The sequence below is a fragment of the Streptomyces minutiscleroticus genome, assembly GCF_014650875.1.
In the GTDB taxonomy this organism is placed as follows: Bacteria; Actinomycetota; Actinomycetes; order Streptomycetales; family Streptomycetaceae; genus Streptomyces; species Streptomyces minutiscleroticus.
On the sequence record NZ_BMVU01000010.1, the window covers coordinates 1 to 26,514 of the forward strand.

The 26,514-nt window shown below is 71.8% G+C and carries 24 protein-coding genes and 2 pseudogenes; 11 read left to right on the forward strand and 15 right to left on the reverse strand.

Features of this window, described 5'->3' with window-relative positions; all coding sequences use genetic code 11:
* The 4 genes and pseudogenes from IE271_RS13240 to IE271_RS13255 form a co-directional block, all read left to right on the forward strand.
* On the forward strand, window positions 1–4,255 hold a 4,255-nt coding region (locus tag IE271_RS13240), incomplete at its 5' end, for an RHS repeat-associated core domain-containing protein (RefSeq protein ID WP_229919306.1).
* Between the two features lie 32 nt (window positions 4,256–4,287).
* Window positions 4,288–4,725, forward strand: coding sequence for a PH domain-containing protein (locus IE271_RS13245; protein ID WP_190190467.1), 438 nt, complete (start codon window positions 4,288–4,290; stop codon window positions 4,723–4,725).
* Window positions 4,726–5,117: 392 nt separating this feature from the next.
* Complete coding sequence (locus IE271_RS13250; protein ID WP_190190468.1) at window positions 5,118–5,462, forward strand: hypothetical protein; 345 nt, start codon at window positions 5,118–5,120, stop codon at window positions 5,460–5,462.
* 117 nt (window positions 5,463–5,579) lie between these two features.
* Window positions 5,580–6,872 (forward strand): annotated as a pseudogene (locus tag IE271_RS13255) (IS256 family transposase).
* Window positions 6,873–7,273: 401 nt separating this feature from the next.
* Here IE271_RS13255 and IE271_RS43945 read toward each other — a convergent pair.
* Window positions 7,274–7,627, reverse strand: a complete 354-nt coding sequence (locus tag IE271_RS43945) for a hypothetical protein (RefSeq protein WP_190190469.1) — start codon at window positions 7,625–7,627, stop codon at window positions 7,274–7,276.
* Window positions 7,628–7,988: 361 nt separating this feature from the next.
* Between IE271_RS43945 and IE271_RS13265 the strand changes: the two genes are divergently transcribed.
* The gene (locus IE271_RS13265; RefSeq protein WP_190190470.1) at window positions 7,989–9,884 is read left to right on the forward strand and encodes an SMI1/KNR4 family protein; all 1,896 of its coding nucleotides are present in this window, start codon (window positions 7,989–7,991) and stop codon (window positions 9,882–9,884) included.
* 299 nt (window positions 9,885–10,183) lie between these two features.
* Here IE271_RS13265 and IE271_RS13270 read toward each other — a convergent pair whose 3' ends face one another.
* Together IE271_RS13270 and IE271_RS13275 are read right to left on the reverse strand one after the other, a co-directional pair.
* Window positions 10,184–10,693, reverse strand: coding sequence for a hypothetical protein (locus IE271_RS13270; protein ID WP_190190471.1), 510 nt, complete (start codon window positions 10,691–10,693; stop codon window positions 10,184–10,186).
* Window positions 10,694–10,717: 24 nt separating this feature from the next.
* Entirely contained in the window at window positions 10,718–11,770 is a 1,053-nt protein-coding gene (locus tag IE271_RS13275) for a DNA polymerase III subunit beta family protein (protein ID WP_373308759.1), read from the reverse strand.
* Window positions 11,771–11,851: 81 nt separating this feature from the next.
* Between IE271_RS13275 and IE271_RS43300 the strand changes: the two are divergent.
* Window positions 11,852–12,091 (forward strand): annotated as a pseudogene (locus tag IE271_RS43300) (replication-relaxation family protein); the annotation flags it as partial.
* Between the two features lie 360 nt (window positions 12,092–12,451).
* A complete protein-coding gene (locus IE271_RS43950) occupies window positions 12,452–12,628 on the forward strand; it encodes a hypothetical protein (RefSeq protein WP_373308757.1) in 177 nt (58 codons plus the stop codon).
* A gap of 75 nt (window positions 12,629–12,703) precedes the next feature.
* Here IE271_RS43950 and IE271_RS13285 read toward each other — a convergent pair whose 3' ends face one another.
* Together IE271_RS13285 and IE271_RS13290 are read right to left on the reverse strand one after the other, a co-directional pair.
* On the reverse strand, window positions 12,704–13,396 hold the full coding sequence (locus IE271_RS13285) for an SDR family NAD(P)-dependent oxidoreductase (RefSeq protein WP_190190473.1): 693 nt from the start codon (window positions 13,394–13,396) through the stop codon (window positions 12,704–12,706).
* A 152-nt stretch (window positions 13,397–13,548) separates the two neighbouring features.
* The gene (locus IE271_RS13290; protein WP_190190474.1) at window positions 13,549–14,382 is read right to left on the reverse strand and encodes a helix-turn-helix transcriptional regulator; all 834 of its coding nucleotides are present in this window, start codon (window positions 14,380–14,382) and stop codon (window positions 13,549–13,551) included.
* Between the two features lie 146 nt (window positions 14,383–14,528).
* Here IE271_RS13290 and IE271_RS13295 point away from each other — a divergent pair, with 146 nt between their 5' ends.
* The 3 genes from IE271_RS13295 to IE271_RS13305 all read left to right on the forward strand — a co-directional run bounded on the left by IE271_RS13295 (window position 14,529) and on the right by IE271_RS13305 (window position 16,490).
* Window positions 14,529–14,852, forward strand: coding sequence for a putative quinol monooxygenase (locus IE271_RS13295; RefSeq protein WP_190190475.1), 324 nt, complete (start codon window positions 14,529–14,531; stop codon window positions 14,850–14,852).
* A gap of 550 nt (window positions 14,853–15,402) precedes the next feature.
* On the forward strand, window positions 15,403–16,143 hold the full coding sequence (locus IE271_RS13300) for a MarR family winged helix-turn-helix transcriptional regulator (RefSeq protein ID WP_190190476.1): 741 nt from the start codon (window positions 15,403–15,405) through the stop codon (window positions 16,141–16,143).
* On the forward strand, window positions 16,140–16,490 hold the full coding sequence (locus tag IE271_RS13305) for a hypothetical protein (RefSeq protein ID WP_190190477.1): 351 nt from the start codon (window positions 16,140–16,142) through the stop codon (window positions 16,488–16,490). The genes IE271_RS13300 and IE271_RS13305 overlap by 4 nt, the downstream gene beginning before the upstream one ends.
* Before the next feature lie 41 nt (window positions 16,491–16,531).
* On the opposite strand, the gene IE271_RS13310 is transcribed toward IE271_RS13305, so the two are convergent.
* Together IE271_RS13310 and IE271_RS13315 are read right to left on the reverse strand one after the other, a co-directional pair.
* Window positions 16,532–17,032: a hypothetical protein gene (locus tag IE271_RS13310; protein ID WP_190190478.1), complete on the reverse strand. Its 501-nt coding sequence runs from the start codon at window positions 17,030–17,032 to the stop codon at window positions 16,532–16,534.
* A gap of 518 nt (window positions 17,033–17,550) precedes the next feature.
* Window positions 17,551–17,985, reverse strand: a complete 435-nt coding sequence (locus IE271_RS13315) for an ATP-binding protein (protein WP_190190479.1) — start codon at window positions 17,983–17,985, stop codon at window positions 17,551–17,553.
* Between the two features lie 437 nt (window positions 17,986–18,422).
* On the opposite strand from IE271_RS13315, the gene hypF reads away from it, so the two are divergent.
* Window positions 18,423–20,777, forward strand: a complete 2,355-nt coding sequence (gene hypF, locus IE271_RS13320; RefSeq protein ID WP_229919307.1) for a carbamoyltransferase HypF — start codon at window positions 18,423–18,425, stop codon at window positions 20,775–20,777.
* A 21-nt stretch (window positions 20,778–20,798) separates the two neighbouring features.
* Here the strand turns inward: hypF and hypE are convergent, their stop codons facing one another.
* The 8 genes from hypE to IE271_RS13360 are packed head-to-tail and all read right to left on the reverse strand — an operon-like array spanning window position 20,799 to window position 26,513.
* Complete coding sequence (gene hypE, locus IE271_RS13325; RefSeq protein ID WP_190190481.1) at window positions 20,799–21,902, reverse strand: hydrogenase expression/formation protein HypE; 1,104 nt, start codon at window positions 21,900–21,902, stop codon at window positions 20,799–20,801.
* Window positions 21,899–23,026 (reverse strand): hydrogenase formation protein HypD, encoded by a 1,128-nt coding sequence (gene hypD, locus IE271_RS13330; protein ID WP_190190482.1) that lies wholly within the window; start codon window positions 23,024–23,026, stop codon window positions 21,899–21,901. The genes hypE and hypD overlap by 4 nt, the downstream gene beginning before the upstream one ends.
* Window positions 23,026–23,298 carry a HypC/HybG/HupF family hydrogenase formation chaperone gene (locus IE271_RS13335; RefSeq protein ID WP_189219882.1) on the reverse strand — a complete coding sequence of 91 codons (273 nt, stop codon included), beginning with the start codon at window positions 23,296–23,298 and terminating at the stop codon, window positions 23,026–23,028. Before IE271_RS13335 ends, hypD begins: the two co-directional genes overlap by 1 nt.
* Window positions 23,276–23,572: a hydrogenase maturation nickel metallochaperone HypA/HybF gene (locus tag IE271_RS13340; protein WP_190190483.1), complete on the reverse strand. Its 297-nt coding sequence runs from the start codon at window positions 23,570–23,572 to the stop codon at window positions 23,276–23,278. Before IE271_RS13340 ends, IE271_RS13335 begins: the two co-directional genes overlap by 23 nt.
* Window positions 23,565–24,068, reverse strand: coding sequence for a hydrogenase maturation protease (locus tag IE271_RS13345; RefSeq protein ID WP_190190592.1), 504 nt, complete (start codon window positions 24,066–24,068; stop codon window positions 23,565–23,567). The genes IE271_RS13340 and IE271_RS13345 overlap by 8 nt, the downstream gene beginning before the upstream one ends.
* A gap of 5 nt (window positions 24,069–24,073) precedes the next feature.
* On the reverse strand, window positions 24,074–25,330 hold the full coding sequence (locus IE271_RS13350; RefSeq protein WP_190190484.1) for a hypothetical protein: 1,257 nt from the start codon (window positions 25,328–25,330) through the stop codon (window positions 24,074–24,076).
* A complete protein-coding gene (locus tag IE271_RS13355; protein WP_229919308.1) occupies window positions 25,327–25,971 on the reverse strand; it encodes a DUF5947 family protein in 645 nt (214 codons plus the stop codon). Before IE271_RS13355 ends, IE271_RS13350 begins: the two co-directional genes overlap by 4 nt.
* Window positions 25,968–26,513 (reverse strand): NifU-related iron-sulfur-binding protein, encoded by a 546-nt coding sequence (locus IE271_RS13360; RefSeq protein WP_190190485.1) that lies wholly within the window; start codon window positions 26,511–26,513, stop codon window positions 25,968–25,970. Before IE271_RS13360 ends, IE271_RS13355 begins: the two co-directional genes overlap by 4 nt.
* Window position 26,514 lies beyond the last annotated feature (1 nt).

Genomic DNA, 26,514 nt, shown 5'->3' on the forward strand with positions numbered 1-26,514 from the left:
GGGCACCAAGGCCTCGAAGGACGCCGCCGACGCCCACCGCAAGAAGGTCGACGACTACAACAGCGCCGTGGACCGCTACAACGCCCAGCCCGCCGACCGACGCGACCCCGCCACGCTCCCGCCCCGCCCGGCCGCCACCTTCGAGGACCCGGGCAAGAAACTGATGCAGGACGCCCAGGACCTGCTCGCCGAGGCCCGCGCACAGCGCAACACCGCCGCCGAGAGTGCCCGCAGCGCGGTGCGCGCCGCCCGCGACAAGGCCCCGGCCAAACCCTCCTACGCCGATCAGCTGGGCGACGGGCTGCAGGAGATGCAGCTCATGAGCGACCACGTCGGCGGCGGCATCATCAAGGGCACGGCCGGACTGCTGAACTTCGTGCGCTCGGTCAACCCGATGGACCCCTACAACATCACCCACCCGGCCGAGTACGCCACCTCCCTCAACAGTCTGGCCGCCGGCCTGGTGGTGGCCGCCAACGACCCGGTCGGCACCGGGCGGCAGATGGTCAGCGACTTCATGAAGGACCCGGCCGAGGGTTTTGGCCGGCTCATCCCCGACCTGGCACTGACCGCAGCCACCGCCGGCGGCGGCGCGGCCGTGAAGGGCGTGCGCGTGGCCGAGGAGGCCGCCGACGCCGCCCGGGTACGCCGCCTGGTCGACGACGCCCCCGAGGGCACCCACAACCGCCCCGACAGCCATCGCACCACCGACGGCACCGACCCCGTCGACCTGGCCTCGGGCCGGATGTTCCTGCCCCAGACCGACTTCGTACTGCCCGGTAAGCTTCCTCTGGCCTTCACCCGCCGCACCGAGTCCGGCTGCACGGCCGGCCGCTTCCTGGGCCCGGCCTGGACGTCCACCGTCGACGAACGCCTGACCGTCGATGCCGTCGGCGTCGTCCACGTCACCGCCGACGGCCTGCTCATCCCCTACCCCCACCCCGTCCCCGGCGCCCCCACCCGGCCTCAGTCCGGCACCGCCCGCACCCTGCTGGCCCGCGACGCCGACGGCGACTACACGCTCACCGACCCCGACACCGGCCTGGTCCGCCACTTCACCGCCCCGCCGGACAGCGAGCCCGGCGGCGACGGCACCGCCTGGCTGACGCAGATCACCGAACGCAACGGCCACACCGTCACCGTCGACCGGACGGACGACGGTCTGCCGCTGGCCCTGGTCCACTCCGCCGGCCACCAGGTGAGGCTCACCACCGTCGACGGCCGGGTCACGGCCCTGTCCCTGGCCGGCGCGGGCGAGGACGGCGCGGACCTGCCGCTGATGTCCTACGGCTACCAGGACGGCGACCTCATCACCGTCACCAAGCCGTCCGGTGCCACCACCACCTTCGTCTACGACGACCGCCGCCGCGTCACCGCCTGGATCGACTCCAACGGCAGCCGCTACGACTACGCCTACGACGACCGAGACCGCGTCGTCGCCGAGGGCGGCGAGGCCGGACACATCCAGATCACCCTCGCCTACACCGAACCCGACCCCGCGACCGGCCACCGCACCACCACCCTGACCACCGCCGACGGCCGCACCACCCACCACCTCATCGACCACCGCTGCCGGGTCCTCGCCACCACCGACCCGCTCGGCCACACCACCCGATACACCTACGACCCCCGCGGCAACCTCCTGACCCGCACCGACCCGCTCGGCCGCACCACCGTCCACTCCTACGACGAGGATGACCGGCTGGTCTCCGTGGTCCGCCCGGACGGCAGCCGGCTCGACATGAAGCCCGGTCCGTCCGGCAAGTACACGGATCTGCGCGGCCCGGACGGCAGCCGCTGGGTCCAGAGCTTCGACGGACGCGGCAACCGGATCGCGGTCACCGACCCGGCCGGCCACACCACTCGGTACGCCTACGACGACCGGGGACATCTGACATCGGTCACCGACGCGCTCGGGGCCGTCGCCACGGTCCGCTGCGACGCCATGGGTCTGCCCACGCAGGTCACCGACCCGGCCGGCGGGACCACTCGCATTCGGCGCGACGCCCTCGGAAACGCCGTACATGTCACCGACCCCACGGGGGGCGTCACCCGTATCGAGTGGGACGCGGACGGCAACCTGGTCCGCCGGGTGGCCCCGGACGGCACCACCGAGTCATGGACCTACGACGGCGAGGGCAACCGACTCACCCACACCGACCCGGCCGGAGGCGTCTCCCGCTTCGAGTACACCCACTTCGACCTGCCGGCGGTCCGCGTCCATCCGGACGGTGCCCGCTACACGTTCGGGTACGACGCCGACCTGCGGCTCGTCAAGGTCACCAACGCACAGGGCGCATGCTGGACCTACGAGTACGACGCGGCCGGCCGCATGGTCCGCGAGACCGACTTCGACAGCCGCACCCTCACCTACCGTTTCGACTCCGCCGGGCAGCTCACCTCCCGGACCGACTCGCTCGGCCGGACCGTCTCCTTCGAGCGGGACCCGCTCGGCCGCGTGCTCCGGAAGGACGCCGACGGGCAGGTGACCAGCTACGACTACGACCGGGCCGGGCGCCTCCTACGGGCGTCGGGCCCGGACAGCGAACTCCTCTACGTGTATGACCGCCGGGGACGGATCAAGTCCGAACTCCTCGACGGCCGTGCCATGAGTCACGCCTACGACGCCGTGGGCCGCCGCACCCGCCGCATCACGCCCACCGGTCACGTGACCACCTATGCGTACGACGCCGGTGGCCGTCCCGAGCGCCTGACCAGTGGGGGACGCCCGGTCGTCTTCACCCACGACGCGGCGGGCCGTGAAACGGCCCGTGCCTTCGGGGACTTCGCCGACGGCCTCACCATCACCTCGGCCTGGGACGAGGCCGGACGGCTGTCCGCCAGGCACCTGACCGCCGGTGGCCGCACACTCGACAACCGTGCATACTCCTACCGCGCGGACGGCCACCTCAGCTCCGTCAGCGACCTGTTGTCGGGCACCCGCACCTTCGACCTGGACGCGGTCGGCCGGGTCACCGCCGTCCACGCGCAGGGCTGGACCGAGCGGTACTCCTACGACGCGAGCGGCAACCAGACCGAGGCGTCATGGCCCGCCTCCCACCCCGGCAACGAGGCCACCGGACCGCGAACCTACACCGGTACGTCGATCACCCGTGCCGGGGCCGTCCGCTTCGAGCACGACGCCCTCGGCCGTATCACCCTGCGGCAGAAGACCCGTTTGTCCCGCAAGGCCGACACCTGGCGCTACACATGGGACGTCGAGAACCGCCTCACCTCGGTGATCACTCCGGACGGAGTCCACTGGCGCTACCGCTACGACCCTCTGGGCCGCCGCGTGGCCAAGCAGCGCCTGGCGGACGACGGCGAGAGCGTGACGGAGGAGATCCGGTTCGCCTGGGACGGCATGACCCTCTGCGAACAGACCCTCCACCAACCGGACCTCCCGAACGCGGTCGTCCTCACCTGGGACCACCGGTCCGGCGTCCCTCTCTCGCAGACCGAGCGCATCCTCACGGCGGATGCGCGCCAGGACGAGGTGGACCGGCGCTTCTTCGCCATCGCCACCGACCTCGTCGGGACCCCTACCGAACTGATCGGCCAGGACGGCGACATCGCCTGGCGCACCCGCGCCACTCTCTGGGGCACCACCGCCTGGACCAGTTCCAGCACGGCCTACACCCCGCTCCGCTTCCCCGGCCAGTACTACGACCCGGAGACCGGCCTCCACTACAACCTCTTCCGCCACTACGACCCCGAGACCGCCCGCTATCTCACCCCCGACCCCCTCGGGCTCACCCCCGCGCCCAACCCCGTCGCCTACGTCCACAACCCTCACACCTGGACCGATCCCTACGGACTCAGCCCGTACCCGCGCGGCGAGAAAGGCAACCCGTTCGAGAGACGGGAAGACGCGGAGAAAGCCGCGTTCGAACTCGCCGGTGTCCCTTACGGCGAGGAACCCATCGCCGAGTGGCTCGTCACCGGGGACAAGAACATGAAATACGCCCCGGGACACATCTACTCCCCCGATCCGGCGCACTGGGGCAACTTCCGGCAGTTCGAGACGGACAACGGGTCCCGTGTCGTCGTCGAGCACACTCACGATCCGGCGGGCCCGCACTTCCACGCCGGAAAACCGAAGACCGATGACACCAGGAATCTCGTCAACTTCGGCTGGGACAACTCCAGGGTGCAGCGGCCCGACGGCAGCGTCGGCTATCCGGAGTCCATGGAGAGGTATGGCAAGATAAACAAACCGGGTGGCGATCATCACCTCTTCTACGAAGGCAACTGAACGTCGTGGGCCCCGACGAGAGGTCAGGCATCATGAAGGACCGGCAGGCGCCGGAGTGGCGGGAGGTCCTCGGGCGCTGCGGCCTTGAAGTGACCGGAGAGGCGGCGCAGGACGGCCCGCCCGTGAAGGCCGCCATCTACGCGGTCAATGGTTTCGAGGTCGAGCCGGTCGTGGCGATCAGTGACTCCGCGCCCCACGCCGCTGACGAACTGGACGAAGCCTGGCATCACCATGCCTCGCGCGTCTCACTGTACGGGGAGAACGGCGAGTTCTTGATTCTCCCACCCGTTCCAGGCGGAAGCCGGGTCGGTTGGGTCCGCGTGAAGGACCCGGTCGGCAGGAACCTTCCGTCGCGTATCGCCACCGTGGCGGGTTCGCCGGAGTTCATGGCCGTCTCGCCCGACGGCCGCCACCTGTGCGCGGCCTCGGTCGAGGAGGATGAATACTGGGTGGTAGTGCACGAATTCTGAGGCGCGGGACACGGACGGCACCAGGCGTCCGTGCGGAACTGCTCCCTGAAGTCGCGCGGCGCGCCTTGTCCGTTCGAAGAGGCAGGTCAAGAGGTGTCCGGGCATGCGCACCCCCGGCCCGGCGGTGGTGCGTGGCCGGCCCGGCCTCGTCCCGGTGCGCGAAGACGTGAGTGGGGTGTCCGGTCGGCGACATGACGACCGATGGGGTCGAGCTCGCGATGCGGCCGCCCGGCCCGACGCGCACCCCGGCCGCCAGGCCACCGGTCCTCGCGCCCACACCGGCTGCCCGGGCGGCACGGGAAGCGGCTGCCAAGGTCTGGGCGCCCGTGCCGGTCACGAGCACCCCGGCGCTCCCAGGCGCCGGGAGGGATCCGTCAGGAGAGAAGCGAGAGATGCCCGACTTGACCTCCGCGGCCAGGAGCCTCGGCCAGGCGATCGACGACGCCGACAGTCGGCAGGTCAACGAAGCGGCCCGCGAGTTCACCGAGAAGCTCACCTTCGCGACGGCCGACGAGATCCTCGCCATGCTCCGGGACGTCCTCACCGAGGACTGGACGGCCCTGCCGCCCTGGGCCCGCAATCTCGCCTACCGCCCGGCGTGCCTGCAACGCCCCGACGATCCGCAGCTGCTCCGAGAGGCGGCCGCGGACCTGCTGTCCTTCGGACCCGACTGGGACACGTTCGCCCACGACCTCAACAGGCGCGCAGCGGAACTGGGGGTGCGTCCACTGACGTAGTGTACGGGTTCGACCTGATCCGGGGGTTTGCTCCGGCTTCGGGGTGGATGCCCGCATAGATGAACGGCCACCGGCTGATCTTTCAAGACGACCAAGTCTTTGAAGGAGATCAGCACGATGACCGCACCCGACAGTCCGCCCCTGCACGCCCTCACCGAGGAGAATCCCGCCTGGGGGCGCCCCCGCTTGCGGGGGAGAGTCCCGACCTGCTGCGCACGATGGTCAAGACGTTCGCCGACGCCCTCATGTCCGCCGAGGCCGACACCCTCTGCAATGCCGAATACGGGCAGGTCAGCGACGAGCGCGTCAACCTGCGCAACGGCTACCGCCCGCGCGAGTGGGACACCCGAGCCGGCACGATCGAGCTCGCCATTCCCAAGCTGCGCTCCGGCAGCTACTTCCCCACCTGGCTCCTGGAGCGTCGCCGTCGGGCCGAACAAGCCCTGATCAGCGTGGTCGCCACCGCCTATCTGCTGGGCGTCTCCACCCGCAGAGTCGAAAAGCCCGCCGAGTCCCCCGGTGTCACGCAGTTGTCGAAGTCGCAGGTCAGCGCGATGGCCAAGCACCTGGACGAGCAGGTCACCGCCTTTCGCAATCGGCCGCTGGACGCCGGCCCCTACACGTTCGTCCGGGTCGACGCGCTCACGCAGAAGGTCCGCGAGGGCGGCCGCATCGTCCATGTCCACGCGCTGGTCGCGGTCGGGGTCAACGCCGACGGCCACCGCGAGATCCTCGGCCTGGACGTCGCCTCCAGCGAGGACGGTGCCGGCTGGCTGGCCTTCCCGCGCTCGCTGGTCGCCCGCGGCCTGTCCGGCGTCCACCTGGTCGTCTCCGACGCCCACACCGGCCTGGTCAACGCCAGCGGCGCCACCCTGCCCGGTGCCTCCTGGCAGCGCTGCCGCACCCTCCCCCACGCCCTGAACAGGCGCGGGCGGTACCCCCACCGCGAGAAACTTGCTGTCCCAGGCGCCGAAGTCGGCCCAGCCCCGGGTGGCCACCTTGCTGCGGACCGTCTTCGAACAGCCCGACGCCGACGCGGTGCAGGCCCAACTGCGCCACGTCCTGGACGCCCTGGAGGTCAAGTTCCCCAAGGCCGCGGCCCACCTGGACGCCGCCCAGCACGACCTGCCGGCCTTCACCACCTTCCCGCGCGAGGCCTGGCGGCAGATCTGGTCCAACAACCCGCAAGAACGACTGAACAAGGAGATCCGCCGCCGCACCGACGTGGTCGGCGTCTTCCCCGACCGCACCGCCCTGATCCGCCTGGTCGGCGCGGTCCTGGCCGAGCAGAACGACGAGTGGACCGAAGCCCGCCGCTACATGGGCTGCGACCTCCTCGCCCGGGCCCGCCGCCACCCGATCGAGTCAGAAACCACCGACACTGATTCGTCCACCGAACTCACCGCATAGCCTCAACAACGAGATCGCCGAGTGGCCGTCATACACCACCTCGGCGGACGTGACCTGCTTCCCGTTCGATGATCGAAAATGCTCCGGCGTATCCGGATCTTCCGAGGACCGCTGACGCCGCCCTTTCTTCGGATTCCGGAACCCGGACGGTCCGCTGCAACTGAAGACGGAGATCCCGCCACCTCGGACCCTCCAGTCGTAGATCGCAGCGTTTGCTGTAGTTCATGTCATGGTCGCGGGCGGCGGCCGGGCGGAGTCGTGGCGTCGGTGTCGTCCGCGGTGGCGGGCGCGGGCTTGGTGGCGGCGGCGCCATCGTGACCAGTGCAGACCGCGCCGGAGCCACTCCTGGCGTGCGGGTTGTTGGTCGGTCAGCACCAGGAGACGGGTGATCTCGAAGGCGGTCAGCGTGATCGGGATGAGCCCGCCGAGGGCGGTGAGGCTACTTCGGTCCCCCTGTGTGGGGCGGCTCGCTCTGCTCGCCACGACGTTCGGCGGCGGTCCGCACTGCCGCCGAACGCGGCGGCCAACTGGTAGAGGGTGATGTACCGGTACCAGCCGTGGAAGTGGCATACCTCGCAGTCGGCCATCCCGGCGGCCGACTTCGCGAGGCCGTCGCGGCCGTAGACCTCGTCCGCGGCCGCCCACACCCGCCCCTGGGGAAGGTCCGGCACTGCCCGGTCGATCATCTGCTCGGCCAGACGCGGCTCGACGGCGAAGGCGACCTGGTCGGGGACGCGCGCGGCGGCACCGTTCACGGTCCTGCATCCACTCGCTGGGCAGGTACAGCTCCCGGTCGATCAAAACCTGGCCGGCGCCGGTGGCCCAGCCCTGCCACCACGGCCGCGTGGCACGTGTTCCGCAGGGTTGTGCTGACCGGACATTCGGCAGCAGTGGTCCGCGCCGGCCGCGGCCACGGGTTCCCAACAGGGACGCACGTGCGTCGGGAGGTTCGACCAGCCGTCGATCAACGTGGAGAAGTCGCCTGCGGGCAGACGCTTCGGTCAGTGATCCAGCCATGCCGGAAGAACCGGACCCAACGCACCCTACGCAGCCCCCGAAGATCCCTAGGGGCCATCTCCCAAGCTAAATGTCAGTGCCGGGTGACACCATCCGGTCATGAGTGACGAGTTCTTCAACTGGCAGGAATTCCTCGGGCGTTGGCAGGAGGAGTGGATACCGCTCGAGGACGAGGACGAGGACGACGAGCACACCGTCCTCCCCCTGGGCAGGCCCGGGGCGGACGAGGCGGCGATCGTCGCGGCCGAGGAGCGGCTGGGGCGGCGGCTGCCGCCCTCGTACCGGGAGTTCCTGGCCGTGAGCGACGGGTGGCGCGTGGACCAGACGGCCGGGATCTATCAGCTGGGCGGCGTCGCGGACATCGACTGGTTCCGGGATCCGTTCGACATGACCCCGCTGTACGAGCAGAACCTGGGCCAGGACCCGCGCGAGGAGGACGTCCTGCTGGCCGGGATGTGGCGGCGGGCCCTGCGGCTGGAGACGGACTCCGACATGTCGTACGCCCTGCTCGACCCGGGCGACCGCGACCAGGACGGCGAGTGGGCGCTCTACGTCTACAAGGGCTGGGGCGGTGAGTACCCGGACCGCTACCCGTCGTTCCGCGCGTACATGGAGGCCATGTACCGCGGCTTCCACGCCGACCGGGCGGGCAGGACCGACTTCGTGAACGCGACCACGCGCGCCCAGGACGCACGGGTGGACCGGGCCCGCCTGCTGGCCCTGCGCGGACGGTACGAGGAGGCCCTGCCCCTGCTGGAGGAGGCGCGGTCCTTCGGACGGCCGCACAGCGCCGTCCTGCTGAACCAGCTCCATCATCTGCGGGCCCCGCACAGTTCCCAGGACTACGGCGATCTGGTGGCCGACCCGCGCTATCTGCCCGAACTCCTGCCCGTGCAGGCCATGGTGCCGGCACGCGGCAAGTGGCGGCTGGGCGGGGACGGGCACTGGCTCGGGATGATGGCCGCCCGCGGGGTCGCCCGGGAGACGGTCGAGGCCGTGCTGGGCGCGGTGCGGGACGGCACCCACCGCTACGCGCCCACCGGTCCCTGGGGCCGGGCCGTGTCCGAGGCCCGGGAGTCGGCTCTGTGCGGCGCGACCGACGCCGCGTGGCGGGTGCTGCGGGAGGCGCTCCCGCGGTGGGAGGCGCCCGGGCCCTCGCTGATCGCTCCTCTCGGTCTGCTCGCCGATCCCGTCCTGGGCCCGCTGATCACCCCGGAGCGCGGGCGGGAGATCCTCGCGACCCCGCGAGCCGGGCAGACGGGCCCCGCCCCCGAGCCGGTGCCCGACCTCGACCCGCCGGGCCTGGCCTGGCTGTCCGAGCCCGCGGCGAACCCGCGACCGCGCGAGGGATACCGCTGCGTCTGGGCCGAGGGGGTCGACCCCGCCCGCCTGCCCGCCCTGATCGGCGAGGAGGGCGCCGGGTTGAGCGCGCCCGTGGATCCGCGTACGGCGTCCCGGCAGGCGCCCCGGCCCCACGAGCGGGAGGGTGTGGAGCTGTGGGAGGACCGGGCCGTGGTCGCCGCCGGCCGCACCGCCGAAGGCTGGGCCTTCGCCTTCGACGGCCACGCCCGCCGCCTGAACAAGCGGTTCCTGTCCCCCGCCGCGGCCGCCTCCCCGTCCGGCCGCGCGGTGGTGGTGTGGCGCGAGCCGAGGCACTCGTCCCCGGAGGACCACCCGGCCGCGTTCCACCTGTCGGTGGCCGAACGCGGCGAGGAGCTCTACTCGTTCACCGTACGGGGTGCGGAGGTCCAGCGGTCCGGCGCGATACCCGAGGCCCTGGATCCCGCGCGGCTGTTCCGTCCGGAGGACGCCGGGCCGGACCGCGAACGGCGCCTGCTGGAGACCCTGCACGCCGAACTCGGCCTCTCGCTCCCCCGCTTCGCGCTGACCCGGGGCAGGCTCCGCACCTTCACCACCCGGTCCTGGACCCGGGCACCCCACGCGGGGGAGGCTTTCGGCTACGCCTACGTCAGCGTCGGACCGCGCCGGTCCTGACCCCGGACGGGCTCACCCGGTGGAAGGCGGACTCGCCGGCGCCGACCGGCCGCGGCTCATGGGTCGCCCCGCTCCCGAGTCCGTTGTCGGCCGGGTGAGGACCGGGACGTCCTCGTGCCGGACGATGCGGGGGGGACGCCCCGGCGGCGGGCGTCGCGGACGTTCCTCATCTGGAAGAACGACGGGCGGGCGGCGAGTCGGCTGTCGCGGACGCCGGCCAGGAGGGCGACGCAGCGTTCCGTGGGTGTCCGTCCGGCGGCCCGTCCGGCGGCCAGGACGGCGGGGCGCGTACCTGTGCGTCATGCGGCGGGGCCCGGGGCGGAGGTGCGCTTGGCGCTGTCCCGTCGGGAGACGGCCTCCGCCACCTCGTCGAGGGCAGTGCGGAGCAGGTCTCCGTACGCGTCCTGGGGAAGGTGGGGGGCGTGCTCCCCGGCCGCGGTGATGTGCTCGGCGGCTGCGTCGAAGGAGCCGAGGCGGCGGTAGTCGTCGGCGAGGTTGAGATGCAGGGACGGATAGAAGCCGGCGATGTGAAGGCCGGCGTGGTGCTGCTGGACGCGCTGCTCGGTCACGGCGTCGGCGGCGTCCAGGGCGCGGACGTCCCAGGCCAGGGCCTGGGCGGGGTCTTCGTGGAGGTCTGCCAGGTGGTGCGCGAGAGTGCAGCGGTGCAGCGGGTCGCCGGTGACGCCGATCGCGGACCACAGGGCCAGGAGCTCTTGGCGGGCGGAGGCGACGTCACCGGCTCGTCCTTCGGTGACGGCCCGGCCGATGGCTTCCATGGTCGTGTCGGGGCCGGCGGGGGTTGCGGTCATGGTGGTGTCCCTCGTCGTTCCTGCTCAGGCTGGGTGGTCGGGCTTGACGGGCATGGCCAGGGTGGTGAGGTCGCCGCGGTCGGCGGAGCGGATCGTGACGGGCAGGTCCGGTCCTCGCAGGTCGAGCATCACCTCGGGGCCGACGGCGGTGCTGACGGCCGGATAGAGCGTGGTCAGCTCGAAGGAGACCTGGAGGTCCTGCCCCGCCGTGGTGGCCGTGAGCGGGACGCCGCAGGGCTCTGCCTCTGTCGCCAGGACGTGCAGGCCGTGAGGGGTCACCCGCAGCGTGATCCGCTCTCCCGGGTGTTCTTCCAGGGCGCGCAGGAGGGGATCCTTCGAGAGCGTCACCCGGGTCGTGGCCTCGGGCAGCGACGCGAGCATCAGGCGGTGGTCGGGGAACTCCTGCGCCAGCAGCCGGCAGTGCCGGTCCTCCCGGCCCGCCGTGCGCAGCCAGAGTCCGTGCGGTGTCGCCTCGGCCCGCACCAGGGCGCTGCGGCGGATCTCCGCGACCGCGGCCCGCAGCTCGTCACCGTCGACCGTGGCGGCCCAGGTCGCGGCCGTCGCTTCGGCCGGCACCAGGGTCCGGGTCGCAAGGCGGTAGCGGTCGGTCGCGGTCAGCGTGACCGCTTCCCGCGTCGCCTCGACGCGCAGGGCGCCGAGCACCGGCATGCCCGGTTCGCGCGCGGTCGCGGTCATCACCTGTTCGATCGCGTCGGCCAGCACCGGCCCCTTCAGCACGGCGATCAGCACACACGGCGCATCCGTGAGCGTCGCCTTGAGCGAAGCGGCCCGCTGCCGCACCGCGGCCGCGTCTTCGAGGACCTTGGCGACGTGCTCGTCGATCAGCCGGGACGCCTCATCGAACTCCGCGTCCAGGACGGCTCCGACAGCGGTGAGGGGCATGGCCATCTCACGGAGCTGACGCAGTGCGACGGCCCGTTCCACCTGGCCGGCACCGTAGTAGCGGTAGCCGGAGACCGGGTCGACCTCGGCAGGAGGAAGCAGCCCGGAGTCGGCGTAGAAGCGCAGGGCGCTCGCGGTCAGCCCGGTACGTCGGGCGAAGACCCCGATCGGCATCAGCTCGCAGTTCGACACCCCGCCATCGTCGGGCTTCGACCAGCTTGAAGGTCAACAACGGTCAGGCGCGTCGACGACCTCCTGACGCATCTGGCCGCCCGCTGCCGCACCTCCGCGGACACCGCCCTGTCCCTGTGGCTGCCGGAGCGCTCCTGCGACCGCCGCTGGGGCGGCATCGTCCGCCCCGACGCCTACGCCCACTACCGCGAGGGCGCCCACACGCTGCCGTTCTTCCTCGAGTACGACACCGGCAGCCAGTCCCTCGCCCGCGTCGAGGCGAAACTCGTCGGCTACGCCGCCTTCGCCACCACCGGCCCACGGCACCGATCGGCCGCCGTCACCGCGATGAGCGCTCTTCGGTCCGCCACCCGATCTGGTCCACGGCATCCGATCGGGCCCGCCGCCCGACCACTGCTCACCCGCACTGCCCGGGCCGAACGACCAGGCTGCCCGCGCCTGCCGCCGATCGGTGCGAGCTCCTTGCAGCCACGCCGGACGGGGCCTTGGGGTGCAACCGTCCACCGAGAGCCCGCCGAGATCGAGGCCGGGTGTCCGGGAGTGGGCGTCCAGGGCGAGAGCGCGCAGCGCTCCGGAAACCCCTTGCCGAGACCGCTCTTCGAGGCGTCGGCGGACGATGCGGTCCGGGCATCCGGGCGTGGGGATCCGCTCGTAGCCGGACCGTTGGACCAGCGCGAGCACGACGTGCTCGAAGACGGTGTGGTCGGGGATCCGGCGGCGGTGACAGCCCAGCAGGTGGCCGACTGCGGACTCCTCCAGGACGGGGAGGAGAGCGGCGGACTGGTCCCGCAGGGGTTCGAGCAGGCAGGCCGGCAGCGCGGGCACGGCCGTCCTTCGTGATCCCCGAGCATGGAGATCACGGGCATGAGGTACGTGCAGGGCGGCGGGTCGACCGGCCCCGGGTTCAGGACGGGTTCACCACGGGAGGTTCCCGGATCGGTCGATGAACTGTCCCGTCGGCCCGTCCGGGCCGATCGTCGCGAGAGTCACGATGGACTCCGCGCCGTCGGCGACGCTGTGTCCGAGGCCGCCGGTGAAGTCGGTCGCGGTCTGCCCGGGGTCCGCGGCGTTGACCTTCACGTCCTTCAGTTCCTTGGCGTACTGCGTCGTGAGCATCGTGACCGCGGCCTTCGAGGCGCTGTAGAGGGGCAGGGCGTACTGCGACTCGATCCGCGCCGGGTCCTGGGTCATGCCGAAGGAGCCCATCCCGCTGGACACGTTGACGATGACGGGGTTCGGCGACCTGCGCAGCAGCGGGAGGAAGGCGTGCGTGACGCGCACGATCCCGACGACGTTCACGTCGAGCACGGCGCTCATGTCGGCCGCGGTGTACTCCTCGACGGGGCCGACCCTGCCGAGGACGCCGGCATTGTTGACCAGGACGTCGATCATTCCCTCGTGCGCGGCGACGTCCGCGGCCGCGGCCCGGACCGAGGCGTCGTCGGTCACGTCGATCCGAACGAACCGGGCGCCGATCGACTCGGCCGCGGCCCGGCCGCGCTCACGGTGGCGGGCGCCGAGGAGGACGGTGTGTCCCGCCTCGATGAGGCGACGAGCGGTTTCGAAGCCGAGGGATTTGTTGGCCCCGGTGATGAGAGTGGTGGTCATGCCGGCTCCTCCTGGTCCTAACAGCACGGTCGTGCGCTGTTCACGCACTCCATGCTGGGTCCCCGGAAGGGTGGGCGGGAGCTACGGGACTTCCTGGTACCGCGCGTACCACCCAGCGGCCCGGTCCACCGGACGAGGCGGAACGCGGGCCTTCATCCCTGAGGAGACATCCTCTGCACCCCGATGGCCGCGAGGAGTTCGAGTTTGCTGCGGGCGTCGGTGCCCGGCTGCGGCGTGTACACCACGAGGCGGAGGTCCGTGTCCTGGGTGTTGAGGATGTCGGAGTTCATGGCGATGTCTCCGACGTCCGGGTGCCGGACGAGTTTGTGCGCACTCTGGTGGCCGCCCACCGCCCGGCGGCTCCACAGCTCGCGGAACCGTGGGCTGAGGTTCAGCCTCGACACCAGCGCCGCGAGGTCGGGATCGTCGGGATACCGGCTCGTCGTCGCGCGCAGGTCGGCGACGAGGGACTCCTCGAACGCCGCCCGCTCGGCCGCCGTCTGCCGGACCCGGGGCAGTTCACCCAGGAACTGCCAGACCAGGACGTTGCGGTCCCCCACGCCCTGGACCGTGGGATCGCCGAACGTGGCCGCGAACAGCGGATTCCAGTGCAGCAACTGCCAGGTGGCGTCGTAGACCGCCAGCGGGTTGCCGGCGAGCTGGTCCACGATCCGGTGCAGGCTCCCCGGGATCATGCGCGGAACCCGGCTCGGATCCGCCGAGTGGCCGGCCATGCGCAGAAGGTGGGCGTGTTCGTCGTCGGACAGGTGCAGGGCGCGGGCCAGGGCCGAGCAGACCTGCGCCGAGGGTGTCGCCACCCGTCCCTGCTCCAGCCGGACCACGTACTCGACCGAGATGCCGGCCAGCGTCGCCAGCTCCGCGCGTCGCAGACCGGGGACCCGGCGGGGTGAGCCGTGCGCGAAGCCCACCGTCGCGGGGTCCAGCCGGTCGCGCCACGCCCGCAGCGCGGCACCGAGTTCATCCATGCGCACCATCCTCCCGCACACTCCGCCCCGCTGGGTGGTACGCGCGGTACCACGAAGTCCCGTAGCTCCCGCCGATCCTCCCGGGGACCCAGCATGGAGTGCGTGAACAGCGCACGACCGTGCTGTTCGGACCAGGAGGAGCCGGCATGACCGCCACGTCGCACCACTACGTCACCGTGCTGTGGGAAGCCCGCGCCAGAACCGGGAAGGAGGCCGCGATGAAGGCGTTCATGACCGCCGCCGTCACCGCATCGCGTCACGACGCGGGCAACATCGACTACGAGGCTCACCAGGTCGAGGGAGAACCGGGCACGTTCGTCGTCTTCGAGCGCTGGGAGAGCCGCGAGGCCCTCGAAGGCCACCTGCAGGCACCCCGCATGCAGGAGCTGGTGCCCCAACTGCTGGAACTGATGGACGGCAGCATCGAGGACGGGATCCGCTTCCTGCGGCCGTTCCGCCCGGCGCGGTAGGCCGACCCGGAGCACGGCGGTCGTGATCGTCGTCTCCCGAAGCCGAACGGTTTCGAGCAGCAGGACGACAGCGCGGGCCGGCACAGGTCCAGGGTCGACACCGCCACGGCGGTCGGCACCGTTCCCCCGTTCATCATTCCGACGTACTCCTCCACCCGCTCCCGGTCGTTCCACGCCGGAGGAACCATGGGCACGACGAACTCGTACAGATGGGCGTCGTCGTCGCGTTCCGCCGGCAGGCCGAACCGAGCGGCTCCGGGACGGAAGCGATCACAGGGCGGCCGAATGCAAGAGGCCCATCAGTCCCTGATCCGGTCGGATCCGGCAGCGGCCGTCCCGCTCGACTTCCCGGCGAAGCAGAGCGTCCATGGCCGTGGCCGACGCAACGGACGGGCCGGTTCCACCCCATGAACCCGTCCCGGGCCACGGCCGGTTCGCCCGGGAGACACGCGCCGCGCACGCGCTCGGCGAACCCCTGCGGCCTGCCCGCGCGGTTCCGCACCCCGGCCGGGGACCTCGACCGGCCGCCCTCCCGAAAACGAGGTTCCGCATGTCCGGCCGCACCCACGCCCGCACCCTGCGCGCCGCCCTCGCCTCCGAACCCCCGCGCGACCTGACCGGCGCGCTCGCGGCGGCCCACCGCGCGTTGACCAGCCTCGCGGGCAGCGACGAGGCCACGATCACCGAACTCGCCCTCGCCGCGGGCCTGGGCCGTTCCACCACCGGCAAGGCTCTGGTCACCCTGAAGGATCGCGGCCCGGCCGTCCGTGTCCCCGGCGGCCACGACGGAGCGCGGCGTACCCCCGACCACTGGCGCGCCACACCCGCCGGCGAGGACGTCACCGAAGACGCCCGGAGCCGGCCGGACTCCCCGGGCACCGTCTCGGCCGAAGCCGCAGCCGACGGCCCGGAGCCGGTCACCGGCGATCCAGGCGACGAGGCCGCCCCGGCCGAAGAGACCGTTCCGGCACCCGCTGCAGCGCCCGACGACGTGACGCAGGCTGCTGCCGTCCCGGTGGCCGGTAGCGCACCGGATGTGTCAGCACCGGACGCCGCACAGGGCGACGACACCGATCGCCCGCGCACGGCGCACGCAGAAGACGCTCTCGTGTCCGGAAGGACTCCTGTCCCGCAGGCCGGCGCTGAGCACCGCCCGGTCGAGTCGGCGGACATGCGCGTCCTGGCCGGCGGAAAGAAGCGGCGCGCGCCAGGAGCGCTGCGTCAGGGTGTCATCGACCACCTGACTGCCCATCCGGTGAGGCGTTCACGGCCACGCGCATCAGCCGCGTGATCGAGAGGTCCTCGGGCGCCATCGCCAACGCCTGGGACGAGCTGGTCAGCCAGGGCCTCGCCGAGCAGGTGAGCGACCGGCCGCGTACCTACCGACCGGTCACGCCGCAGGCCGACGTGCAGCCCGGTCGGTCGGAGCAGACCGGGTCGGTCCTCGAAACTTGGGGATCGGTCCGGTCTCCGTTGCCGGGGCTCGAGACCTCCACCGGATGCTCCTCACCCCGTCTCGGCCGCAGGCTCACCGAGAACAAGTGCATGTGCCGCAGCCGACCGGATGCGGGAGAGCAACAGACCGTCCTGGGACATTTCGAGGCCGACGCGAAGCGACGGCGTTCAAGGGTCGCTTGACCGGTGGTGACAGTCGCATGAGGCGATCGGGGGCTTCCGCGTCAGCCGTGGTCCTCCCACTCCGGTGCGCAGAACCTGGCCTCGCTGACCACGGTGTCCCCCGCTCTGGCGGCCCGCACGTACATGTTGAGTCCGTCCGGTCCCAGATCCCCGCCGCAGCCGACGCGCAGACCGGTCTCATGGTCCTCGACGTGCCGGGTCAGGGCCTCGTCCACGGCGGAGACCTGCATGCCGATCAGGTGGATGCCCGCGAAGGCGATCCGGGGTCCGGTGCGCCCGTGCACGGTCACCGCCCCCAGAGCGGGAACGCCCTGCGGGTACCGGTAGTGCGCGGTGAGCCCGATCTGGCCGAACCGTTCCTCGGTCAGGTACCACTGCCCGGCCCTGCGGTGCCACGGCCAGGGGTAGTGTCCCTGGCGTGCGGCCGGCACCTCGCCGTCCAACGCCGCCGCCACCTCATGCGGGCCCATCCCGAACGCCAGCGGACCGACGCTCTCCAAGGGGGTCCAGTCCCAGCGCGGCCGCTCCTGGTCCGGCCTCACCGGCCACGCCCCCGCATTCGTCTCCCGCTCGCGCACGTCACGCCACTGGCTGGAAGGCGCCCCTGAACGCCTTCCAGATCGAGTTCGAAGGCCGCCTGGCCCCGAGCAACACCTGGCAACCAACAACCATGATCAGCTGTTTGGTTGACACTCCCCGACCGCGCAAGGGCGGCTCGGGCTGCAAGTCGCTCCGGATTCGCCCGTCCTTGCTTCATGGCACTTGGGTCTCTGTCCACTCGGTCTCTGTCCACTCGGCTGAACGTCGTGCAGGCAGCGCAGCGCCGAGTGCGGGGCGTCGAGCATGGGATCCCGGCGCCGGCTCTGCGCTGCCGGGCCGGGGAGTCCTGCATACACGGCAACTCCGAGCGGACCGTCAGGTGATACCCGTACGGGAGCCACCTGCCGTTAGTCGCCAGGCCGCGGCGAGCAGTCACCGGGCGTTGCGAGCCCTGCCCGACGCTGTCCGGTTTTCCTCGCCGGAGCGGGATGGTTGAGCGAGAAGGGAAGGCGAGGAGTGGTTACTCGTTGGGCGGCAGGGCGGGCCAGGGGAAAATGACCCGCACGGTCTTGCCGCCTTCTTCGGTGGGGACGACGGACACGGAGCCGGCGAACTCCGCGGTCAGCGTGCGGACGATGAGCATGCCGCGGCCGTTGTCCTGCTGTACGGCGGCGGGGAGCCGCTGCGGCCAGCGCGGATGGCTGTCGGTCACGCCGATGTGCAGCTTCCTGTCCTCGTCGAGCCGCAGGTGCACGGTGAAGGTGGGCGACCGGCCACAGGTGTGCTGCACGGCGTTGGTGGCGAGTTCGGAGACGATCAGCTGCACACCGTGGATGGTCTCGGCGTCGTCCGGCAGGCCCCACTTGGACAGCACGTCCGCGACATACGTACGCGCTCCGCGGACCGACGCGGAGTCGCTCGGGAGGCTGAGGGAAGCGTGGCGGTGATCTGCCATCACAACGGCGTTCCATTCCCTGAGGGATGCGAACCGGAGACATCGAGCGGAGCCCCGATGAGCTGAGTGCAGTGTGTCAGCGCTGTCGGTCAACGCGGATGTGATGTACCGAAGTTGCTGGCCTGTGCCCTGCGGGAGGCGAAACCTGGCGTTGCCGACTGGAACTGACCGATCCAGACCAATGTGCTGCGCGCTTCTGTCATGGCAGTGAATCGGTGCCCGTGTGCTTGTGCAACGCCGGCCGGCCTCTGCCCGGGGCTTCGGCTTCACCGCGAAGGTGTCGGCTGTCCCTGCGCCCAGGTTCTGGAGGCCGCTTCGGTCGGCATACGGCACGGACCGTCCGCCAAGGGATCGGTGGTGTTGCAGAACTGGTGATACTTCTTGCGGAATGCGCACATGGCCCGTGCGACAGCTGACCGCGCACCACGATGGGCGGCATGGACAGCGAGCGCTCGCGGGTCAGGTTCCGTGTCGAAGGCATCGTGCAAGGGGTCGGGTTCCGGCCCTTCGTCCATGCGGCCGCCGGTCGGTACGCGCTCTCCGGTCTGGTCGCCAACGACGACGCCGGAGTCCTCATCGAGGTGGAGGGTGCCGCGGACGCCGTGCGGCGGTTCCGGCGGACGCTGGAGGAGGAGGCTCCGCCGCTGGCCGTGATCGAGCGCGTCAGCGCGGAGCCCGTGCCCGTGGAGGGGATTCCCGACGCCGGATTCACCATTGCGGCCAGTCGCGGCACCGTCGACGGCGACCCTGCGTGCGGCACCGGTGGTGAGAGGGTGGCGGGCGGGCGCGGGGCCCTGGTCTGCCCGGACATCGCCACCTGTGCCGACTGCACGCGTGAGCTCTTCGCACCGGCCGACCGGCGCTTTCGGTACCCCTTCATCAACTGCACCAACTGCGGACCGCGCTTCACGGTCGTCCGGGGAACGCCCTACGACCGGATCCGGACGACGATGGCGGAATTCACGATGTGCCCCGCCTGCGCGGACGAATACCACGATCCGTCCGACCGGCGTTTCCACGCGCAGCCGCTGTGCTGTCCGGCCTGTGGCCCGACTCTCCGGCTCGTCGACTCCTCCGGCGCCGCGCTCCACGGGGACCCGCTGGCCGGGGCCGCCGATCTGCTGCGTGCCGGCCGGATCCTCGCCGTCAAGGGAATCGGCGGATACCACCTCGCGGTGGACGCCGGGAACGAGACGGCCGTCCGCGCGCTGCGCTCCCGCAAGCACCGCCCCGGCAAGCCCTTCGCGGTCATGGTGCCCGACCTGCCCGCGGCGGAGCGCCTGTGCGAGGTCGGCCCGGCCGGCCGGGAGCTGCTCACGGGCGTACGCCGTCCCATCGTGCTGCTGACCCGCCGGGAGGAAGCTCCTCTCGCGGCGGCGGTGGCCCCGGGCCGCCGCGATCTCGGGCTGCTGCTCCCCTACACCCCACTCCACCTGTTGCTGTCCGCTGAGCTGACCGGACCGTACGTCCTGACCAGTGGGAACGTGAGCGACGAGCCCCTCGCTTTCCGCGATGACGACGCCTTCACGCGCCTCGCCGGGATCGCCGACGCGTTCCTCAGCCATGACCGGCCGATCCACTCGCGTACCGACGACTCCGTGATCCGCGTGCGCGCGGGCAGGGCGATTCCCGTACGCCGTGCGCGCGGCTATGCGCCCGAGCCGCTGTCCCTCACCGCACCCGCACCGCGCCCGGTCCTGGGCTGCGGAGCGGAGCTGAAGAACACCTTCTGCCTCGCCGAGGACCGCACCGCCGTGCTGTCCCCGCATCTGGGGGATCTGGAGAACCATGAGACGTTGCGGTCGTTCGTCGAGGGGGTCGCCCACTTCCAGCGGCTCTTCGGCATCGAGCCCGCGCTGATCGCCCACGATCCGCATCCGGAGTACCTGTCCTCGAAGTACGCGTACGACCTCGCCGAGGCGACCAGTGCGGAGCTGGTCGGCGTGCAGCACCATCACGCGCACATCGCCTCCTGCCTGGCCGACAACGGGATGCGCGGACCGGTCATCGGCGTGGCCTTCGACGGGCTGGGGTACGGCACCGACGGCACCCTGTGGGGCGGTGAGTTCCTGATCGCCGATCTGTGCGGTTTCCGCCGCGCGGCCCACTTCGTACCCGTTCCGCTGCCCGGGGGGACGGCCGCGATCAGGGAGCCGTGGCGGATGGCCGTCGCGTACCTGGACGCGTGCGGGGAGGAGTACGGCGGACGCGAGGGCGGTCCGTCCGTACGCCGCCGGCACGGTGACCGCTGGGAGAAGGTGCGGGCGGTGGCCCGGTCCGGGGTGAACTCGCCCCTCACCTCCAGTGTGGGCCGGCTGTTCGACGCGGTCGCCGCGATTGTGGGGATCCGCGACACCGTGGACCACGAGGGGCAGGCGGCGGCCGAGCTGGAGCAGTGCGCCGACCCGTCGGTTCAGGGCAGCTACGCCGTCCGGATCGACGGCGGCCGGATCGACGGCGCCGAGCTGGTCCGTTCGGTGGTCGACGACCTGCGCGCGGGAACTGCCGTGGGAACCATCGCCGCACGTTTCCACAACAGCCTCGCCCGGGTGATCGTCGAGGTCGGTCTCCGGCTGCGGGAGACCACCGGTATCACCGTCGTCGCCCTCTCCGGCGGTGTCTTCCAGAACGCGCTGCTCGTCGACCGCACCGTCCCGGCGCTCCGGCGGCACGGCTTCGAGGTCCTCACACACCGCCGGGTGCCGCCGAACGACGGCGGCATCAGCCTGGGCCAGGTCGCGGTCGCCGCCGCGCTCGACGCCGCGGGCGCCCTCGGACCGGCGTCCTCCTGACCACCGTCCCCGGGCCGGTCCTCAGCAGATACGCGGCAGCGGATCGCCGATGAGCACATCGACGATGCGAGTACCGCCGAACCCGGTCCTGCACAGCACCAGCGGGGCCGGTTCCGCGACCACCTGGCCGATGACCGCGGCCTGCTCGCCGAGCGGGTGCGCGCGCAACGCGCCCAGCGCCGCCTCGGCGTCGGCGGCGTCCACGACGGCGACCATCCGGCCCTCGCAGGCGATGTAGAGCGGATCGATGCCGAGCAGCTCCGCGGCCCCCCGTACCCCGGGCCGGACCGGTACGGCGGCCTCGTCGAGGACGACCGCGACGTCGGAGGCGCGCGCGATCTCGTTGAGCACCGTGGCCACGCCGCCGCGGGTGGCGTCGCGCAGGCACCGTACACCGCCGCCGCAGGCATCGAGCAGCGCCGCCACCAGGCCCGCCAACGGCGCCGTGTCCGACGTGAGTCCGCTTGCGATGTCCAGGTCGCCCCGGGCCAGCAGAACGGTGGTGCCGTGTTCGCCGATCGGCCCGGAGACCAGGACGGCGTCACCGGGCCGCGCCAGCCCGGCGCCGAGAGCGAAGCCGTGTTCCACCACGCCCACTCCGGCGGTGGTGATGTAGCAGCCGTCGGCCTTGCCGCGCTCCACGACCTTGGTGTCGCCCGTGACGATGTCGACCTCCGCCGCGGCGGCCGCCTCGGCCATGGAGGCGGCGATGCGGGTCAGGTCCGCGACGGGGAACCCCTCTTCGAGGATGAAGCCGGCCGAGAGGTGGAGCGGGCGTGCCCCGGCCATGGCCAGGTCGTTCACCGTCCCGTTCACGGCGAGGTCACCGATGTCGCCACCGGGGAAGAAGAGCGGGGAGACCACGTAGGAGTCGGTGGTGAAGGCCAGTTGAGTCCCTCCCACCGTGAGCACCGCCTGGTCCTCCAGACGTGCCAGCACCGGGTTGTGGAAGGCCGTGAGGAAGACGGCCTCGATCAGCGTCTGCGTGGCCTTGCCGCCCGCGCCATGCGCGAGCGTGATGCGCTCGTCCCGCATCCGGGGCTTGCGGCGGTGTGCCCGTTCGATGCGCCGCAGCACCTCTTCCTCGTCGGGTGCGGGCCGCGACGCCTTGCGCCCCGTGGTCATGGCCGGATCGCCTCCCGCACCCCGGCCCGGTCGAACCGGCCGAAGTTGTAGTACGCCGCGCACGCTCCCTCGGAGGAGACCATGCAGGTGCCGATCGGTGTCTCGGGAGTGCACGCGGTACCGAAGACCTTGCACTGCCACGGCTTGAGCACGCCCTTGAGCACCTCGCCGCACTGGCACGACTTCGGGTCGGCGACCTGGACCCCCGGGAGGTCGAAGAGCCGCTCCGCGTCGTACGCGGCGTACGCCTCCCTCAGCCGCAGCGCGGAATGGGAGATGAAGCCGAGGCCGCGCCACTCGAAGTGCGGGCGCACCTCCATCACCTGGCTCAGGACCCGCAGCGCCTTGCCGTTGCCGTCCCAGGGCACGACCCGGCCGTACTGGTTCTCCACAGCGACGCGATTCTCCGCGAGTTGGGTCAGGAGCAGATGGATCGACTGAAGGATGTCCAGGGGCTCGAACCCGGCGACGACCAGCGGCCGGCCGTACTCGGCCGCGATGAACTCGTACGGCCGGCAGCCGATGACCGTGGACACGTGGCCGGGGCCGATGAACCCGTCCAGACGCAGATCGGGCGAGTCGAGGATCGCCTTGATCGCCGGGATGATCGTGACGTGGTTGCAGAAGACCGAGAAGTTGTCGAGTCCTTCGTCCGCGGCCCGCAGCACGGTCATCGCGGTCGAGGGCGTGGTCGTCTCGAAGCCGATGGCCATGAAGACCACCCGCCGTCCGGGGTTCCGCCGGGCGATCTTCAGCGCGTCGAGCGGCGAGTAGACCATGCGGATGTCCGCGCCCGCGGCCTTGGCGTCGAGGAACGAGGCGCTGCCCCCGGGGACCCGCATCATGTCCCCGAACGAGGTCATGATGACGTCCGGCTGCCCGGCGATGTGGAGGGCGTCGTCGACCCGGCCCATCGGGATCACGCAGACGGGACAGCCCGGTCCGTGCACGAGGCGGACGTTGTCCGGGAGGTAGTCCTCGATGCCGTGCTTGTAGATGGTGTGCGTGTGCCCGCCGCACACCTCCATGAAGGTGTACGTGCGGCCCGGATCGCACAGCTCGGCGATTCTGGCGGCGAGGGCGCGGGCCTTGCCGGCGTCCCGGTACTCGTCGACATAGCGCATCAGCCGTCTCCCGACTCCTTCAGTGCGTCGATCTCGTCGTCGTAGGCAGCGCCCATCTGTTCGAGGAACTCCATGGCGGCCCGCGCCTCCGCTTCGTCGATCTTTGACAGGGCGAACCCGACGTGGATGAGGATCCAGTCGCCGGGCGCGACGCCCTCCTCTTCGAGCAGCGCGATATTGATGGCCCGGCGCACGCCGCTCACCTCGACCTGGGCCAGGTCCGGCTGGTCGGTGAGGAGTTCGACGACCTCACCCGGGATGCCGAGGCACATCTGCCGCTCCCTGGTCTGCCGCTCCCCGGTCCGCTGCCTGCTGCGTGAGCGTGATGGACTGGAGGGTGAACTCGTCACCGGGCACCGTGACGAGCTCGATGCCGGCACCGTCGGCGACGCTGCCCCGCGCCACCAGCTCGAAGGACTGCGCCAGGGCCCCTTCGATCACCGCGTGCAGGCTTCCGATCCGCACCGTGACCCCGGTGACCCGGCGTCCCCGCGCCCGGCGTTCCACCGCCCGGAGGATCTCTTCGCACAACCCGACCTCATGCACGGCGTCCCGTTCCCTTCTCCGTCGCCTCTGCCACCCGCTCGTCCAGCAGCTGCCGTACGAGCCGCACGGCCTCCTCCACCGCTCCGGAAGCGGCGGCGCTGAGCCCCATGCCCTCGCCCAGCTCCGCGGGTTCGCAGCCCACCACGAGCACCCATGGCAGGCGCACGCCCAGCCGGCCCAGCAGCGCGAGCACTGCCTCGGGACCCATGTCGTGCGCGTCCATGGGCGCCGCGGCCACTGCCGCGGTCTCCCCCGCGCCATCGGGCCGTTCGGGGTCCAGGACGCACACCGTGCCCGGAGGTTCTCCGCACCGCATCGCGTCGACGAGGATCAGGCCGTCATAGCCGGCCATCAGTTCGTACGCGAGGTGCACGCCGCGGATGCCGTAGTCCGCCACCCGCGTGCCCCTCGGCAGCGGCACGCCGGCCAGCCGCCGGGCGACCTCCACGCCGAAGCCGTCGTCCCGGCGGAGGACGTTGCCCACTCCCGCGACCATCACCCTCACAGCAGCTCCACCTCGTCGGGCGCGAAGTACCAGTGACGGCCGACGGATTCATGCAGGACCGCGGCCGGGTCGTCGTCCAGGGTCACGGCCAGGTGCGTTCTGCCGTCGACATCCTCGAGGACGGCTGCCACCCGTGCGGTGCGGTCGCACAGGAACATGTCCTGCGCGTCGGCGCGCCGCTCGCCGGGGCGCAGCCGCACCCGGGAGCCCGGGCCGGCCCAGCCGCCGGACACCCGCACGGCACCGCCCGACGGGCGTACGGGGCGACCGGTGGCGGGAGTTCCGCGCCCTGTGTCGGTCCCTGTGTCGGCTTCCGGGCGGCGGCGGGGACCGCGCAGCACGCCGTGCAACCGCTCCAGCACGGCGGGCGTGACCGCCTCGGCGTGCTCGATGATCGCCGCGGCTCGCTCATCGGTCCTTCTGGCCTCGTCCTTCTCCGCGTCGGTGAGGGTCATCGTGCGCAGCGTCAGCAGTTCGTCGATCTCCGTCCCGTCGTGCAGGTCGACGGGACTCTCCGGGGCGATCCGCGGACGGTCGCCCAGGATGATCGGCGCGGAGAGGAGTGTGCTGTCGTCGATCAGCACGGGCCAGGCGTGCTGGTTGTCGCATCCGGCGCCGGCGGCCGCGGCCCACGCGGGCGGGTCGGTCAGGGAGAGGAAGCGGCCCTGGACAGCCGCGAGGAGCGTGTGCGTGCCGACGAGGGAGCGGCACAGCATCTCCGGCCGCGGCGTCACGGGGCCGACGGTGCGGTTCTCCACGCGGACCCGTACTTTGAGCAGGTCGTACGGGCCTGGCAGGCGGTCGGCACGCATCCGCAGGACGCCGGACAGACCCCACCGGCGGCGCCCCTCCTCCTCCGCTCCGGGAACCTCGAAGGGGACGGTCATGGTGACGCCGGGCACGAGGGACGCGCCCGCGTCGATCTCCCGCACCACGCCCTCGTCCCAGGGCTGTTTCTCCGGTGCGCGTGCGTACCGCCGCTGGATCTGCAGGAACCTGACCCGCACGACGACGTCCGGCGCGGCGCTCCGCGACACGAGCAGGCACTCGGTCTGCGCGTGGGAGGTCTCCGACGGGTCCGCGCCCGGCGGGGCCAGCACCCCGAACTGCCAGCGCAGCCGGTTCTTGGGCGCGGACGCCCGGTAGGGGTACAGGACGTATCCCTCGAAGAGGACGGCGTCCGCCACGGCGCGGGCCCGCTCGAAGCCCGTCGGCGGCCGGACGGGCGAGGCGCCGCCGCCGTCACCGGTCATGGCCTGCCCCGCTCGCGCAGGCTCGCGAAGAACGCGTCCAGCTCGCTGTGGACCCGGGCGCCACCACCGAACCCCGCCCAGTGCAGTCGCAGCTTCCCCACGAGCCGGTAGCACGCGTCGACGGGGACCAGCGCGCAGTCCACACCGGTCCCCCGGCGTCGCAGGAGCAGCGCCTCGACGTCGTCGACCGGTGCGACGACGTCCGGTCCGGCCCCCAGGATCCGTTGCCAGGTGACGTCCGGCAGCGGCATCTCGGTGGCCCCGGCGGGACTGGGGAAGAACGCCACCAGGCGGTCCAGACGGGAGTTGCGCAGGAGGAAGCAGATACCGACCGGGATCTGCAGTTCCTCCCACTGTGAGGTGGTGAGAGCGAGTCCGGGAGCGTAGTGGTACCGGTCCGGGACGGTGCGGTACCGCCCACGAGCCGTGCCTGTGCTCTCGCTTCTGTCGCCTCGCTGGGCGAGCAGCAGCCGGCACGCCCGGCAGACACACAGCAGGCCCCGGTCGTCCAGGTCCACGGCGTGGCCGTGCCCGGCGTCGAGGGCGGCGTCGCACAGCTCGCAGCGCGCCGTCCGCCCGCTACGCCCGCTGCCGTCGGCGGGCGGTGCGAGGTACCGGCGCAGACCGCCTCGCGCGGTCACCGCCGCGCCTCCCGGCGGGGCGCCGCGGGGTCCTCCCGCGGCGGTCCGGGCAGGATCTGCAGCAGGTCCGGCTCCCGGGGCGGGCGCTGCACCCGGACCGCGGCGATTTCGGGCGCCGCCGTCAGGACAGCGCGCTCGATCACCTCCTCGGCGACGGAGGAGGAGGGGCAGCCGCTGCGCTCTTCCCGCAGCAGGACTCGTACGACATCCCCTTCGTCGCCTTCCTCGACAGCGAGCAGCTCGAGGTCCGCCGCGTGCGTCGCCAGTCGGTGCCGGGCCTGGTCGAGGGCCTTCCCGATCCGCTCCGCGGTGGAGCACGGGTGCAGGTCGTGGAGGATCAGCAGACTGCCCACGAGGTCGTCGGCGGCCAGCCGTGCCACCGTGTCGGGGGGCAGCATTCCGGTGATCCGGTCGAGACCGGCCCCGTACAGCCGCATCAGCAGCCGTACGAGTTCCTCGGCGCGTTCACCCACCCGCGGCGTCGCGGAGAGCTGTGCGACGAGCTGCGCCACTCGGGCTTCGGTCTCCCGCAGTGCGTCCATG

Excerpts from the sequence above, each read along its gene's own strand:
- IE271_RS13275 (WP_373308759.1), bottom strand. The coding sequence starts at position 11,770 with ATGCCGATCGGGGTCTTCGCCCGACGTACCGGGCTGACCGCGAGCGCC.
- IE271_RS13250 (WP_190190468.1), top strand. The coding sequence starts at position 5,118 with ATGCCCGACTTGACCTCCGCGGCCAGGAGCCTCGGCCAGGCGATCGAC.
- hypD (WP_190190482.1), bottom strand. The coding sequence starts at position 23,026 with ATGCGCTATGTCGACGAGTACCGGGACGCCGGCAAGGCCCGCGCCCTC.
- IE271_RS13350 (WP_190190484.1), bottom strand. The coding sequence starts at position 25,330 with ATGACCGGTGACGGCGGCGGCGCCTCGCCCGTCCGGCCGCCGACGGGC.
- IE271_RS13295 (WP_190190475.1), top strand. The coding sequence starts at position 14,529 with ATGACCGCCACGTCGCACCACTACGTCACCGTGCTGTGGGAAGCCCGC.
- IE271_RS13315 (WP_190190479.1), bottom strand. The coding sequence starts at position 17,985 with ATGGCAGATCACCGCCACGCTTCCCTCAGCCTCCCGAGCGACTCCGCG.
- IE271_RS13265 (WP_190190470.1), top strand. The coding sequence starts at position 7,989 with ATGAGTGACGAGTTCTTCAACTGGCAGGAATTCCTCGGGCGTTGGCAG.
- IE271_RS13270 (WP_190190471.1), bottom strand. The coding sequence starts at position 10,693 with ATGACCGCAACCCCCGCCGGCCCCGACACGACCATGGAAGCCATCGGC.
- IE271_RS13290 (WP_190190474.1), bottom strand. The coding sequence starts at position 14,382 with ATGGATGAACTCGGTGCCGCGCTGCGGGCGTGGCGCGACCGGCTGGAC.
- IE271_RS13345 (WP_190190592.1), bottom strand. The coding sequence starts at position 24,068 with ATGGTCGCGGGAGTGGGCAACGTCCTCCGCCGGGACGACGGCTTCGGC.
- IE271_RS13285 (WP_190190473.1), bottom strand. The coding sequence starts at position 13,396 with ATGACCACCACTCTCATCACCGGGGCCAACAAATCCCTCGGCTTCGAA.
- IE271_RS13245 (WP_190190467.1), top strand. The coding sequence starts at position 4,288 with ATGAAGGACCGGCAGGCGCCGGAGTGGCGGGAGGTCCTCGGGCGCTGC.
- hypE (WP_190190481.1), bottom strand. The coding sequence starts at position 21,902 with ATGACCACGGGGCGCAAGGCGTCGCGGCCCGCACCCGACGAGGAAGAG.
- IE271_RS13360 (WP_190190485.1), bottom strand. The coding sequence starts at position 26,513 with ATGGACGCACTGCGGGAGACCGAAGCCCGAGTGGCGCAGCTCGTCGCA.
- IE271_RS13335 (WP_189219882.1), bottom strand. The coding sequence starts at position 23,298 with ATGTGCCTCGGCATCCCGGGTGAGGTCGTCGAACTCCTCACCGACCAG.
- hypF (WP_229919307.1), top strand. The coding sequence starts at position 18,423 with ATGGACAGCGAGCGCTCGCGGGTCAGGTTCCGTGTCGAAGGCATCGTG.
- IE271_RS13300 (WP_190190476.1), top strand. The coding sequence starts at position 15,403 with ATGTCCGGCCGCACCCACGCCCGCACCCTGCGCGCCGCCCTCGCCTCC.